16 protein-coding genes are annotated in these 13,305 nt (G+C 35.7%); all 16 read right to left on the bottom strand.

Annotated elements, in window-relative coordinates; all coding sequences use genetic code 11:
• Positions 1-19: 19 nt before the first annotated feature.
• Positions 20-448: a flagellar basal body-associated protein FliL gene (gene fliL, locus FEU33_RS10710; RefSeq protein ID WP_146549357.1), complete on the bottom strand. Its 429-nt coding sequence runs from the start codon at positions 446-448 to the stop codon at positions 20-22.
• Entirely contained in the window at positions 438-659 is a 222-nt protein-coding gene (locus tag FEU33_RS10715) for a flagellar FlbD family protein (RefSeq protein WP_119414291.1), read from the bottom strand. Before FEU33_RS10715 ends, fliL begins: the two co-directional genes overlap by 11 nt.
• 73 nt (positions 660-732) lie before the next feature.
• Complete coding sequence (gene flgG / locus FEU33_RS10720; protein ID WP_146549358.1) at positions 733-1,515, bottom strand: flagellar basal body rod protein FlgG; 783 nt, start codon at positions 1,513-1,515, stop codon at positions 733-735.
• A 78-nt stretch (positions 1,516-1,593) separates the two neighbouring features.
• Entirely contained in the window at positions 1,594-1,971 is a 378-nt protein-coding gene (locus FEU33_RS10725) for a TIGR02530 family flagellar biosynthesis protein (protein ID WP_146549973.1), read from the bottom strand.
• Between the two features lie 16 nt (positions 1,972-1,987).
• Positions 1,988-2,653: a flagellar hook assembly protein FlgD gene (gene flgD / locus FEU33_RS10730; RefSeq protein ID WP_146549359.1), complete on the bottom strand. Its 666-nt coding sequence runs from the start codon at positions 2,651-2,653 to the stop codon at positions 1,988-1,990.
• A gap of 3 nt (positions 2,654-2,656) precedes the next feature.
• Entirely contained in the window at positions 2,657-4,063 is a 1,407-nt protein-coding gene (locus FEU33_RS10735; RefSeq protein ID WP_146549360.1) for a flagellar hook-length control protein FliK, read from the bottom strand.
• A gap of 29 nt (positions 4,064-4,092) precedes the next feature.
• A complete protein-coding gene (locus tag FEU33_RS10740; protein ID WP_243881109.1) occupies positions 4,093-4,746 on the bottom strand; it encodes a MotE family protein in 654 nt (217 codons plus the stop codon).
• Entirely contained in the window at positions 4,718-5,167 is a 450-nt protein-coding gene (gene fliJ, locus FEU33_RS10745) for a flagellar export protein FliJ (protein ID WP_146549362.1), read from the bottom strand. Before fliJ ends, FEU33_RS10740 begins: the two co-directional genes overlap by 29 nt.
• The gene (fliI, locus tag FEU33_RS10750) at positions 5,168-6,493 is read right to left on the bottom strand and encodes a flagellar protein export ATPase FliI (RefSeq protein WP_146549974.1); all 1,326 of its coding nucleotides are present in this window, start codon (positions 6,491-6,493) and stop codon (positions 5,168-5,170) included.
• Between the two features lie 5 nt (positions 6,494-6,498).
• A complete protein-coding gene (gene fliH / locus FEU33_RS10755; RefSeq protein ID WP_146549363.1) occupies positions 6,499-7,275 on the bottom strand; it encodes a flagellar assembly protein FliH in 777 nt (258 codons plus the stop codon).
• Positions 7,259-8,275 (bottom strand): flagellar motor switch protein FliG, encoded by a 1,017-nt coding sequence (gene fliG / locus FEU33_RS10760; protein ID WP_146549364.1) that lies wholly within the window; start codon positions 8,273-8,275, stop codon positions 7,259-7,261. Before fliG ends, fliH begins: the two co-directional genes overlap by 17 nt.
• 15 nt (positions 8,276-8,290) lie before the next feature.
• Entirely contained in the window at positions 8,291-9,898 is a 1,608-nt protein-coding gene (gene fliF / locus FEU33_RS10765; RefSeq protein ID WP_146549365.1) for a flagellar basal-body MS-ring/collar protein FliF, read from the bottom strand.
• A 59-nt stretch (positions 9,899-9,957) separates the two neighbouring features.
• Positions 9,958-10,263: a flagellar hook-basal body complex protein FliE gene (fliE, locus tag FEU33_RS10770; protein WP_146549366.1), complete on the bottom strand. Its 306-nt coding sequence runs from the start codon at positions 10,261-10,263 to the stop codon at positions 9,958-9,960.
• 26 nt (positions 10,264-10,289) lie between these two features.
• Positions 10,290-10,751, bottom strand: a complete 462-nt coding sequence (gene flgC / locus FEU33_RS10775) for a flagellar basal body rod protein FlgC (protein WP_146549367.1) — start codon at positions 10,749-10,751, stop codon at positions 10,290-10,292.
• Between the two features lie 2 nt (positions 10,752-10,753).
• Positions 10,754-11,146 (bottom strand): flagellar basal body rod protein FlgB, encoded by a 393-nt coding sequence (flgB, locus tag FEU33_RS10780; protein ID WP_146549368.1) that lies wholly within the window; start codon positions 11,144-11,146, stop codon positions 10,754-10,756.
• 1,314 nt (positions 11,147-12,460) lie between these two features.
• Positions 12,461-13,240, bottom strand: coding sequence for a GTP-sensing pleiotropic transcriptional regulator CodY (gene codY / locus FEU33_RS10785; protein ID WP_146549369.1), 780 nt, complete (start codon positions 13,238-13,240; stop codon positions 12,461-12,463).
• Positions 13,241-13,305: the final 65 nt, after the last annotated feature.

Below are 13,305 nucleotides of genomic sequence, written 5' to 3' on the forward strand. Positions count from 1 at the left end.
TTACGATTCTAATTATGTCTTACTGAATGATGTACGAAGTAAAATATACTTGTTGTACTTCACCATCTTGCATTAAATCATTGATTTTCGTCTTTAATGTATTTCTAAGCATCTCTTTCCCTGACTTGCTTTCTAAATCTTTTTTCGTCATCTCTGACAATTCCTCGATCAAGATACTTTTTACTTGGAAATCACGTTTTGTCAATTCCTCCGCTGCATCTTTACTTGTTGTCTGGATTTTAAGAGCTATTTTTATATAATTATCATCGGCGATATTCGTTGTAATTTCCTCCACATCAACTGAAGATTCAACGATATCATCAATGTTTTGCACTTCAGTTGCTGAACCCTTATTCAATTGGGTAACAACAACTACTGCTACAACACCTATAAGTGTAATAGAAACTAAAATGATCAACATAATGGTTAATAATTTGTTATTCTTCATCTTCTTCACCTCTCAAGTACGGGTTTGATAGGAGTTGTACACTACGATAAAATTCGATTATTTTTTTTTGAACTTCATCCTTCGTTTCTAACACAACATATTTTCGCCCGGTCGTTAACGTGATTGTCGTATCAGGAAACTCCTCGACCGATTCTATGTATAAAGCATTTAATGAGAACGGTTTTTTATTTAGTTTCGTCAGTGCAATCATAGGATGTAAGGGCCGGGTGTAAAAAGAGCCGGCCCAGCCCCCTTCCTTTATCAATAATTTAAAGACCCAATCATTATCGTTTTAGATTTACTAATTCTTGAAGAATTTCATCAGAAGTTGTAATAATACGTGAGTTAGCTTGGAAACCACGTTGTGCAATAATCATTTCAGTAAATTCTTCGGATAAATCAACATTGGACATTTCAAGAGTACTTGAGATGATTGCACCACGACCTTCTTCTGTTGGATTTCCCATTATGGGTTCTCCTGAGTTATTGGACGGTTGGAAATAGTTTCCTCCTACCTTTGTTAACCCACCAGGATTTGCAAAACGTGCAATTTGGATTTTTCCTGCTACTACATTCTCATTATCCTGTACATAGGAAACTGTACCATCTTGACCGATCGTTAACTCTGTTGCAGTAGTTGGTATTGTAAATTCTTGGTCTGTCACAACTTTTTTACCATCACCAGATACTAATGTACCATTATTATCTATATAAAAATTTCCAGCACGTGTATAATAATTATTTGTTCCATCTGATACAACAAAATAGCCATCACCTTCGATGGCGCAATCTAGTACGCGGTTTGTTGTTTGGAAAGAAGTTTGATCTGGTATGGTATCAATAGCTGCTAATTGTGAGCCAAGACCAATTTGTTTAGGGTTTACTCCACCTAGAGTACCATTAGGTGCTGTGGCCCCTTGTGTTGTTTGTGAGATTAAATCTTTAAAAATAACGCGACCTTTTTTGAAGCCATAAGTGTTAACGTTAGCAATATTATTCCCAATGACATCTAATTTTGTTTGGAAATTTCGAAGTCCGCTGACTCCTGAAAACATCGAACGTAGCATAATTATTTTCCCCTTTCGATTTAAACTGTATTACCTCTATCATTCAGTAATACATAGGCCCCCTTTAAAAGGTCCTGCCTATTCTAGCACGATTGTGCCATCAATATTGGTAAATAGTTGATCTTGTGCTTCTTGACGATTCATAGCGGTTATGACTGTTGCATTTTTGGCACTTACGATAAGCGCGGCATTGTTTGTTAAAACTAAAGAATCGTTGACACCTTTTGATTTTGCTTCAAACACTTTGTTTGTGATTTTTTCCCATTGCTTATCATCAATCGCTATATTACGTTCTTGCAAGCGATTTGAAGCATGTTTGCTCACTTTTAACTGTTTTGCTTCTTCAGATTCTAATATGTTTTGAAACGATTGCTTCACAGATTGTTTGTCATTAGAAACATTCGATGTCAATCGTGTTTGTATGTGATACGGCTGCTGAATATATTTTATATTCATCACTCATTCATCCCCTTTATATTGAGATAGAGGACAGTTGATCTACTTGAATTTCTTTGCCATTCGCTAGTACTAAAACGACACTGCCATCCGCAGCTTTTTTTACTGATTTTACAGAATCAGTCGTTTCTTCTGAAGCATCCTCTTCTTTATAAGATACATTTTTTCCGATAAGCATACTTGCTTCGACCAATGAATTAGATGTGTTCCCTTCAGAAGAACTATTTACTCCAGATATATTTGCAGGTTCTAATTCTTTACCATCTGCAAGCGTAATTTTAACATTATCGCCTGTGAATGCAATTTTACTGACAATTCCTGTACCTGAATTAATAATTGGATCTCCTTTTTCATCTTTCTTGTCCGTTATTTCATGCCATGTAACTTCTTTTCCGATAAAATCATTGTATTGCATGAGTTGGGATTGCTGAGCAATTTCTGATAATGAGTCAATCGATTTTGCCACATTTTGCATTTGCTCTAATGATGAAAATTGAGCCATTTGAGAAATGAATTCTTTATCATCCATTGGACTTGTTGGATCTTGATTTTGTAACTGTGCGACAAGTAACTTCAAAAAGGCATCTTTATCTAACGAACTATTCCCTGTTTCTTTTGTCGACTTGTTATTTTTCAAATAATAATCAGAAGGAATCTCATTTGTAACAGTTGTATCAGCCATTCTTTAAACCTCCAAATCCATTAAAATATCGTTAAAGCTTACTTTTTCATCATCATCATCTTTTTGTTCTTTGTGCTGTTCTTGGGATTGTTGCTTAAATGAATGCTGGAATGATTGTTGATGATCTCTTTCATTTCGGTTTGTTTCTGTTAATGCCTGTGAAACATCAATACGATCTAATTGGATATTCTGATTCACGAGACCCTGCTTTAATTGCTGTAATTGGCTTTCCAGCATTTGTTTACCAACGGCTGTAGAAGCTAAAAAGCGCGCTGTCATCACACCATCTTTTTGCATAAGTTCTACTCGAATAGAACCTAAATTTTCTGGATACAATTTAATAAGCAATTTTGTACCTGCAGCATTATTGGAGAATTGACTACGATTCATAATGGCTTGGAATTCCTTTACAAAGGCTTCTCCCTGTGCTGCCTTGTTTGCAGGCAATGTTAGCGTAACAGTTGTCGTTGAAGTCTTCACAGTGGATGATAGTGTGCTTACATTGTCATTGCCGTTTGAATCTACCAATTTAACAGTTAGTGTCTGAGAGTCATTTAACTTTGCAAAGGGTAAATCTGTTTTTGTATTTTGTGCTTGAATACTTTCTGCTTTTGTTGAAAGTGTCGATAATAATTCTTTTACTTGAAATGTTTGATACTCTTGTTTTAACAATAAATCTGTTTTAGGAGCAACCACTTCAATTACTTTTAACACTTGAAGTAATTGTGATGCTTGATCTTTCGAAATTTTTGAAGTTGTGTCACCTTTAATAGCTGCGAATAGATTTTGTACAAAAGCTACTGCATTTTGACCAATGTTTTCAAGCATTTTCCAAACATCATCAGTATTTGCTTTTTTACCGGTCAGCTGTTGTATCGTATTTTGCAAATCTTCTTTGTTAATACCCAGCTTTTCCAATAAATTATCCAATGATAACTTTCCTGAAAGATCATCCTCGTCTAACGCTAGTCCAGTTGCAGCATTTAAATTCTGCAACGTAGAAGCATTCATAATTGCCAGTAAATCCTCGATAGAAATGTCAGAATCCTTCTTTTGCGCATCTGCAAGTTTTGAAACTGTCCCTAACAATCCCTCTAAGCCACTTGTCAAATCAAATGTATATTGGCTAACTTTTTTGCTATCTGAAGCTTCTTCCTTAGTATCTTCCACTTTCTTCGATTTATCTTCTTGTACCGTTTTTGCGCTATCTGTAGAAGTTGTTTCTACTTTTTTTTGTGAAGAAACTTCATTTGAATCTTTTGGCACATTCTCCGACTTCACATTGTTCTGAGAATCAGAAGAATTTGCTGTAGTTAGTAAATCAGAAAATTTTTGTTTACTTGATGTTTTTTGAACTTTTGTTGGTTCAGCCTTCACAGTTTTTGAAAAATCTAATGATTCTACATTCATGTTTTCACCTCCTTTCAAAATCTGTAGTATTATTGATTTTTAGCCAATAGCTCTGTATAGTGTGCGGCTTTATCCGAAGGCATTTTTTCTAGAATTGCCGCTAGAGTAGCTGGTTTTAAACTTGCGAGAATTTTTACTGCTTCAGCATCCTTTAGATTTGTTATGGCCGGTGCAGCTGCTTTTGGCGCCATTTTTTCATAGGTTGTAACAAGATCATTAAACTTCGTCTTTACTGTGTTGTTGCCCTTTTCAAGTTTCTTGATTTGTATTTCTAAGCGATGTTTTTCAATTGCCATTTTTGACTTTTCACTTTTGGAATCTTCCACTTCTCCTTGCAACTTAGCAATTTCCGCTTCCTTTTCTTGAACTTGGGCTTTCAGATCAGCAATCTGTTTTTCGTTATTGGTGTTCAATTTTTTTGTATCTTTCGCTTTTTCATCTGTTGAAGAAGATCCAGTTATTTCTTTCACTTTTTCAAATACATTTGTACCTGTAACTTCTGCAGCTATTAGGAGAATAGCTGATACAAAGAGTAAAGGTATGATCACCCAGAAGAATAGTTTTTGAATGATTCCCGGCTTTTTTTTCTCTTCAACCTCTTCAACTGGTGATTTTTGTTTACTTACTTTTTTTCTAGGAGTCGTTGCCATATGATCACCTGATTTCCTTGTTGTAATATGCAATGGATGAAAGCTCGTCTAGCTCAATCATTTCAAGACGCTCTTGCTCTTTGTGATAAGTTTGATAATCTTTTTCTTTCATCTTTTCATATTTACGGCATTCTAATGATTTTTCTATTAATTTATCTTTATGCCACTCCATTTTGGAGCGTGCTTGGATAACTTTTTGCTGTGTTTCATCAATTGATTTTTCAACACTGTTTAAAAAACTTGAATAATGATGAATTTCATTAATCGTTGCACCTTTTGCTAACTTTTTTTCTTGAAAATTGATCAGATCTTCTTTCTTCTTAAGAAGGTTATATAATCTTGTAGCTATATCCTCAAATGACTTCGTGGCGTCTTTATAGGCAATTTCGGTTTGGTCCTTTTCTTGCTGTTTAACAATCATTACTTGATCAAAGCGATATTTGTAAGTCTGCATCTAATTCGCACCGCCATTCGATAATTTCACTAATTCTGCAACGCTATCTTCCATACTAATGTTCTCCCTATATCCTTGCTTTAAATAGGATGTAATCAATGGTTCATAATAAATAGCTTCATCAATTTCTTTTGAAGTACCCTTTTTATAGGCTCCGATATTAATCAGATCTTCTGACTTATCATAGGTATAGTAGAGTTCCCTCAAATGTTCTGCTGCTTTTACATGTTCAGGCGTTGCAATGTGATTCATCAACCGGCTAACACTCTTTAAAACATTTATCGCTGGATAATGACCTTTGTTTGCTAATGTTCTGTCTAAAACAATATGTCCATCCAAAATCCCTCGCACTGTATCAGCAATTGGTTCATTCATATCATCACCATCTACAAGAACTGTATAGAATGCTGTAATAGAGCCTTTTTCATTGGTCCCTGTTCGTTCTAAAAGCTTTGGTAATAGGCCAAAAACGGATGGCGTATATCCTTTTTGTGCGGGCGGTTCGCCTGTTGCTAATCCAATTTCGCGCTGAGCCATGGCGACCCTCGTAACCGAGTCCATCATCAACATGACATCTAGTCCACGATTACGAAAATACTCCGCTATAGCGGTTGCAGTAAAAGCACCTTTTATACGCATTAGTGCTGGCTGATCAGAAGTAGCAGCAACGACAATCGACCGTTTTAGTCCTTCTTCACCTAAGTCACGCTCGATAAATTCTCGTACTTCACGACCACGTTCACCAACTAGTGCAATGACGTTCAAATCAGCAGCAGTATTTCTGGCAATCATTCCAAGAAGTGTTGATTTCCCAACACCAGAACCAGCGAAAATACCTACACGCTGGCCTTTTCCAACGGTTAACATTCCATCGATTGCTTTTACACCAACTGCCAATGTTTCATTAATTGGCGGCCTCGTTAATGGGTTGGGTGGATCCTCTTCCGTTTGAACTGTTGTTAATCCTTTGGGTAAGCTACTACCATCAATTGGCAATCCCATTGAATCAAGTACTTTTCCAATAAGTTCAGGTCCTACTTTTACTTCTAATGGAATTCCTGTTCCTTCAACTAAACACCCTATTGAAATTTCCCGAAGAGATGTATAAGGCATTAATATAACAATTTCATCTTTAAACCCAACCACTTCGGCAAAAATTTCTTGATGACCATGTTTAACCGTATTGACATGAATCTTACAGACATCTCCAATCGAGCTATCGGGTCCTTGTGACTCAATCATTAAACCGACTACTTTCGTAACTCGTCCAAATTTTTTAAACGTTTGTATAGATGATATGTGCTCTAATAACTCTACAGCTTTCATTGTCCTCAATCCACGCTTTCCAAAATTTCTCCAAGTTTTAGTCTCAGCTCATTCAATTGTTGATCAATGCTAACAATGATTCTCCCGTGATTTGTTTCAATATAACAATCCGTATCCCCGAGATCTTCATTGACAAAAATCATGAATGGGACACCTACAGGAAACATTCCGCTTAGTTCTTCACGATGTTCAGTTACTAGTTGATGATATGTTGGCGAAACATATAATTTGATTTCTTTCATTTCCCTCGCTTCTTTTAAACCTCTTCGAACTACATCAATAAAGCGTTCATGATTTTCTTCTAAAGTCATCCCAAGAATTCTTTCAGCAGACCGAATAGCGATATCCAAAATAATGTTTTCTTGTTGTTGCAAATATTGCTCTGCATTTACTTTCGATTGAGCTATTGTATTATTGGCTATTCGAACGGACTCAGACATATTATCTTCCGCTTTTGAACGTCCATCTTCAAACCCTTGTTGAAAGCCTTCATCATATGCTTGTTTTTGCAGTTCCACTTTTTCTTGTTGCCATTTATTTTTGTCATCTGCCAGCGCTTGTTTTTCCAATAAACACTGTTGTTCAAATGCATCTTTTTGATTTTGAATTTCTTGCTGTGCTTCATTTAAAAGTTTATTTCGCTCTGCTAAAATATTCTCTGGAGTTATATCCTCTTCTACGTCATCTTGTGTAACAAATAATTCTTGTATTTCAATGGTGCGGAAATCTTTTGTAGAATGATTAGAATCATCGAATCGGAAAATCTTAGACAATGACGTCATCTCCTCCACCCCGAGCGATAATAATTTCACCTGCATCTTCTAATCGACGTGTAATGGCAACAATGCGAGATTGAGCTTCCTCTACATCTCTCAAGCGAACAGGTCCCATGATTTCCATTTCTTCTTTGAATGTCTCTGCCATACGTTGGGACATATTTTTGAAAATGATTTCTTTTACTTCTTCGCTAGAAACCTTCAGTGCAAGCAGTAAATCTTCGTTTTCGCAATCTCGAATAACACGTTGGATGGAACGATTGTCGAGTGTAGCAAGATCTTCGAAAACAAACATACGTTTTTTGATTTCTTCTGCAAGTTCTGGATCTTGAATTTCGAGTGCATCGAGAATGGTTTTCTCAGTTTGACGATCAACACCATTCAACACTTCAACAACAGCATCCACGCCACCAGTTTCTGTATAATCCTGAGTAACTGTTGATGATAATTTTCGTTCTAAAACTGATTCAATTTCGCTAATTACTTCTGGTGAAGTAGAATCCATCGTCGCAATTCGCTTAGCAATATCTGCCTGCACTTCCTGTGGTAAAGAAGATAAAATCACTCCTGCTTGTTGCGGCTCTAAGTAAGATAAGATTAAAGCGATCGTTTGTGGGTGCTCATTTTGGATAAAGTTAAATATTTGAGCAGGATCTGTGCGACGTGCAAAATCGAATGGTCTTACTTGTAAGGATGAAGTTAAACGATTGATAATGGCTTGTGCCTGATCATTGCCCAATGCTTTTTCTAGTACGGTTTTAGCATAGCCAATTCCGCCTTGTGAAATATAATCTTGAGCAAGCGCAATATTATGAAATTCCTCAATGATTTCTTCTTTAATTTCTGGTTCTACTTTTTTAACACTTGAAATCTCTAACGTAAGTTTTTCAATTTCTTCTTCATTTAGATGTTTATACACAGCAGCTGAAACTTCTGGTCCTAAAGAAATTAATAGGAGTGCTGCTTTTTGTTTTCCTGATAACTCTTTTTCTTTCTTAGCTACCACAGCTGATCCCTCCCATTAATCTTCTGAAATCCATGTTCTTAATAATTTAGCGAATTCTTCAGGTTTTTCTTTCGCCATTTTTTCAAGTTGTTTTCGCCGTAATGTTGCTTCTGTATCTTTTTCTTCAGAAATATCATCTACTGCTAGATCTTCTCCATCGTCTTCTTCATATTCCTCATCTTCATACTCTTGTCGTCTTTTCGAACGAATAATGAAGAATACTAATAAACCAATCACTACTAATAATATTCCGCCAATTACGTATACCCACCATGGGATGGCACTTTGTTGTGCTGTTGCCACTTGCGCTTTACCATTTAGTTTTTCAACAGCAACTGTCACTTTTTGGTTAACCTGTGCATTGGATAACTGTCCAGCCTCGTTTTTATCAATGGAAGTACGAACGATTGAAGCTAACATACTTTTAATATTATCTTGCGTTGCTTGTGGTAAAGAGGTAGGATCTCCTGGTTTTGGCGGTTCTACCAATACTTGAATTCCAATATCACGAACTCTGTATGGACTTTCTGTAATTTTACGTTTAATACGATTTACTTCGTAATTTACAGTATCTTCTGTTTTTTCATAATCGCCATTGCCATTACCTGAAGATTGGTAATCTGTGAAATTATCGGTGTTTTGATCAGCTTCTGGTGTACCACCTGCCGCCGCTCCATTACCTGTGTAGGTTTCATTAATCTTTTGTGCACTTATTTGAATACCAGCCATATTTTCTTTATCTACTGGTTCAACCAAATTTTCTTCACGTTTTTCTTGCGTAAAATCAATATCAGTCGTTACTGTGACAGCCGCTTTACCAGCCCCCATTAACTGTCCTAACATGGTTTGAACTTGGCGTTGAAGATCACGTTCAATTTGTCTTTTGATGGCCAATTGGTTGTTTGAATCTGTAGAAGAAACTCCACTGCCTGTTTCTGAGGCTGTTTGTGTATTTAAGTCGTAATATTCAAAGTATTGATTGGTAATAACAATATTTTCTGGTTTTAAATTGGGTACGCTTTTGGAAGCCAAATTATATAATGTTTTGATTTGTGATTCCGTAAACTGATAACCGGGTTCCGTATTCAACACGATTGATGCACTCGCTTCTTGCTGAGAATCGCTAACAAAGACGCCCTTTTCTGGCAGTGTAATCATGACTTTTGCGTCTTTGACACCTTTAACTTCTTTCATTAAATTTGCAAGTTCCGTTTGCATTGACGCTAATTTCAATACATTGAATTCGTTGTCTGTCATTCCAAACCCAGCATTTTGTGAGAAGAAGGAATAATCGATTTGGCCAGATTGAGGATATCCTTGAGAAGCTAAATCTACTTTTAAATTATCTACTTGGTCCTCCGGTACAGAAATAGCTGTTCCTCCGTTTGTTACTTGGTATTTAACTCCCTTTGAATCTAATTGTTCTTTAATTTGTCCAACTTCAGCAGCTGATAAGTCTGAATACAAAGGCGCATAAGTCACTCTCGTTGTAAAGTATGTAATAATTGAAGCAATAATTATTACGGCTATAATAGAACCGATGATTGTCCCTTTTTGCATTCTTGTTCGACTACCCCAAAACCCACTGAATTTGGTTTTGATATTCATTAGTCTTTCCTTCATTTTGAGCCTCCGGTTATAGTAAATGATTCATCGTGCCTGAAGTTACGATGTCATTCCTATTAAACTGTCATTCGCATTATTTCTTGGTAAGCCTCAATTACTTTATTACGAATTGATAATGCAGTATTTAATGTAATATTCGCTTTTTGAGCTGAAATCATTACATCATGAAGCTCAACATTATCCCCATTAACTAATTTATCAGTCATATTATCAGAAGCTACTTGACTATCATTAACAGTAGAAATAGCATTTTTTAAAATGGAGCCGAAACTTTCCTTATCATTTGACGGGATTGTTTGTGCCACAGTCTGTGTCATTGTAGGTTGAACTGGTTGTGGAATAGAAACTTGCGAAACTGCCAATTTCTTTCATCCTTCCTTCGTTAAAATTACTTACCGATTTCGAGTGCCTTTGATAGCATTGATTTATTGGCATTAAATACTGTCACATTTGCTTCATAAGATCTTGTTGCTGAGATTAAGTTCACCATTTCTTTTAGTGGATCAACATTTGAAGTTTGTACATATCCATCTTTATTGGCATCTGGGTTTGTAGGATCATATACAAGTTTGTATGGTGTTGTCGTATCCTCATTTACGCTAGTGACTTTGACGCCATTTCCTACACTTTCTTTTCCCGCTCCTCCCATCGCAACATTTAAATAATTAGAAAATGCATTTTCTCTTGGAGCAAGCGTTACAGTTTTTCTTGTATAGGGGACCCATTTACCATTAACCTTTTTAGCACGCGTTGTATCCACATTTGCCATATTAGATGATATGACATCCATACGTAGTCGCTGTGCAGTCAAGGCAGAACCAGTGGTATCCATACTATGGAAAATCGACATCGCTAATTACCTCCTTTTGCAACGGTTAAGAGTGTATTTAACTTACTATTCTCTCGATCAATTAGAGCATTGTAGTAGATTGTATTTTCTGCTAAACTTGCTTGTTCTTTATCCATGTCTACGCCATTTCCATTTTCTCTATAACGTAAGTTAGAATAACTATATACACCTGGCGTTTTGGAATCAGTTTGAAAATCAATATGCTTATCATTCGTACGATATGCTTTTATGTATGAGTCTTGGGCATCTGATAACATTTTGCTAAAACTTACATCTTTTGCTTTGTAGTTTGGTGTATCGACATTCGCTATATTCTGCGCTATTGTTTTTTGTTTTACACTTGCATAGGATAATCCGTGTTCAATATTGCTTATGGTACCTCCAAATAAACTCAAATCATTCACCTCAATTCGACTTTTTTTGTCAAATTCTCTTATATATCGCTACGTTATAATTGTAATAAATATGTTATAAAGTGTCTATTGTTAATAGCTTATTTTTAATAGGAAAAAAAAACTATTTTTGTATAAGAAATAGTTTAGAACACCATCTTTTCCAATTCATTAATGCTACTTTTTGATTAGATGCATTTTTCATAGATTTTCCAAAACAGCTTAAAATCGCCGATATAATGGGCTTTTTCGCAAATTGTCCACCTTTTCAATCCATAAAAGAAGCGTTCATTTCTCTTAAGTTTAAAGCAATGACGAAATAACCACAAAAAATAGGATCTTCCACTGACTACTTTACTACAACTAATACTCCAATTTAATCATAAAATTTAGTTATTGATGATGAAGATTTGCTTTTTTGAAATAAACTTCACTCAGCAGGTTGTTTTCTTCTCCTCTATGGAATACTAGTTGAAGCAATCTTTTTTGATTTTCTCGCTTATCTCCTGTTTTTTATGGATTAGGCACTTTGTTAAATAAGGTGGAATTTTATTCAGCAAAAATCCTTGTGTCCCCACTTCGAGGTTCATTCGTCTTTAAAACATTCCTTTTTTGCGGATACTTATTCTAAAACAATGCAAAAACCACTTATACAATCTATTCAAGCCTAAATTTACTTATCTAAATCTATCCATAACTCTTTTACTTCTATCCCATTGGCTAAATGATGCAAACCTGTTTATTGTTTCTATAGTTGAATCAATTTCATAAATCATTTTCTTTTTAAAAAATACGAACATTTAAGAATAACTAATTTTGATAGTTGTGGAGCGGAAGACGGCGACTCCTCGAAAATGCATGCATTTTCTTCGTGCGGTGTTAGTTCAGGAAGTTTATTCAAAGTCCTACGGGAAAAGCTTGAGCTGAAAGCCCCGCAGGAACGTTTTAAGGGACAAAGCCTAAGTTCGCCACGTCCTGTGGCAACGGCTTCGGGGTCAACATCGTGTCGACCCGAGGAGATTGAAGCCAAGCCCGTGGAAAGCGCCGTCTGGAGCGGAACAAAAACTTCTGAATATTAATGTTCATGTTGATTCGAAATGTTCGTGTTTTTCATCTAAATTTTGCATTATGAAATTGATTCAGTTAAACATTTAAGTTAGGATGAAAAAAATAATCCACTAAATAGCTTAGAACATAAAAAGACGCGAATGCCGTTCAATAACATTCGCGTCTTTTGAAACTTGTAGATTCTTATCTAAAAAAACGATCGGATCTTCCGTTTGATATTTAGAAAAGATGATTCATCTCTAATGGAGATTAGCGCATTTTAATTTCTGCTAAAGCATGTAAAAATTTGTTGTTCAATACTTTAATATAAGTACCTTTCATCCCTAATGAACGAGATTCGATCACACCGGCTGACTCTAATTTACGTAATGCATTGACAATAACTGAGCGAGTAATACCCACTCGATCTGCAATTTTAGATGCGACTAGTAAACCTTCAGAACCATCTAACTCTTCAAAAATATGTTCGATTGCTTCGAGTTCACTATATGATAATGAATTAATAGCCATTTGCACGACAGCTTTGCTGCGAGCTTCTTGTTCAATTTCTTCAGCTTTTTCACGTAAAATTTCCATACCTACAACTGTTGCGCCGTATTCAGCCAGGATTAGATCGTCATCTTCAAATTTACTTTCTAAACGTGCAAGTATTAATGTTCCTAGACGTTCTCCGCCCCCATTGATAGGTACAATCGTCGTTAAACCGGATTTGAAGATTTCTTGAGCTTCTACTGGAAAAGCACTATGTTCATCGAAAACGTCTAAATTAGAAGCCGTTTCAGAGAAATCATATAAGTTATGAGTGTATTCTACTGGAAATTGGCGTTCTTCTAACATTTTCTTAAAACGTTCGTTTTCAATTTGTTGATTCACTGCAATTCCTAATAGTTTCCCTTTACGACTTACAATATATACATTACTTTCGATTACTTCACCAAGTTTTTCAGCCATTTCTTTGAAGTTAACTTGTTTACCTGCTGATGCTTGGAGCATCGAATTAATTTTTCTTGTTTTAGCTAATAAATTCATCTTTATTTAGCCTCCTGTAAATTCCTTAAATTATGCAATATTCAAAAGGTTATGAATTTTGTGCA

The organism is Rummeliibacillus suwonensis, from assembly GCF_007896435.1.
GTDB classification, from domain to species: Bacteria; Bacillota; Bacilli; order Bacillales_A; family Planococcaceae; genus Rummeliibacillus; species Rummeliibacillus suwonensis.

Coding starts and splice junctions, on each gene's coding strand:
- fliL (WP_146549357.1), bottom strand. CDS start 448: ATGAAGAATAACAAATTATTAACCATTATGTTGATCATTTTAGTTTCT.
- FEU33_RS10715 (WP_119414291.1), bottom strand. CDS start 659: ATGATTGCACTGACGAAACTAAATAAAAAACCGTTCTCATTAAATGCT.
- flgG (WP_146549358.1), bottom strand. CDS start 1,515: ATGCTACGTTCGATGTTTTCAGGAGTCAGCGGACTTCGAAATTTCCAA.
- FEU33_RS10725 (WP_146549973.1), bottom strand. CDS start 1,971: ATGAATATAAAATATATTCAGCAGCCGTATCACATACAAACACGATTG.
- flgD (WP_146549359.1), bottom strand. CDS start 2,653: ATGGCTGATACAACTGTTACAAATGAGATTCCTTCTGATTATTATTTG.
- FEU33_RS10735 (WP_146549360.1), bottom strand. CDS start 4,063: ATGAATGTAGAATCATTAGATTTTTCAAAAACTGTGAAGGCTGAACCA.
- fliJ (WP_146549362.1), bottom strand. CDS start 5,167: ATGCAGACTTACAAATATCGCTTTGATCAAGTAATGATTGTTAAACAG.
- fliI (WP_146549974.1), bottom strand. CDS start 6,493: ATGAAAGCTGTAGAGTTATTAGAGCACATATCATCTATACAAACGTTT.
- fliH (WP_146549363.1), bottom strand. CDS start 7,275: ATGACGTCATTGTCTAAGATTTTCCGATTCGATGATTCTAATCATTCT.
- fliF (WP_146549365.1), bottom strand. CDS start 9,898: ATGAAGGAAAGACTAATGAATATCAAAACCAAATTCAGTGGGTTTTGG.
- flgC (WP_146549367.1), bottom strand. CDS start 10,751: ATGTCGATTTTCCATAGTATGGATACCACTGGTTCTGCCTTGACTGCA.
- codY (WP_146549369.1), bottom strand. CDS start 13,240: ATGAATTTATTAGCTAAAACAAGAAAAATTAATTCGATGCTCCAAGCA.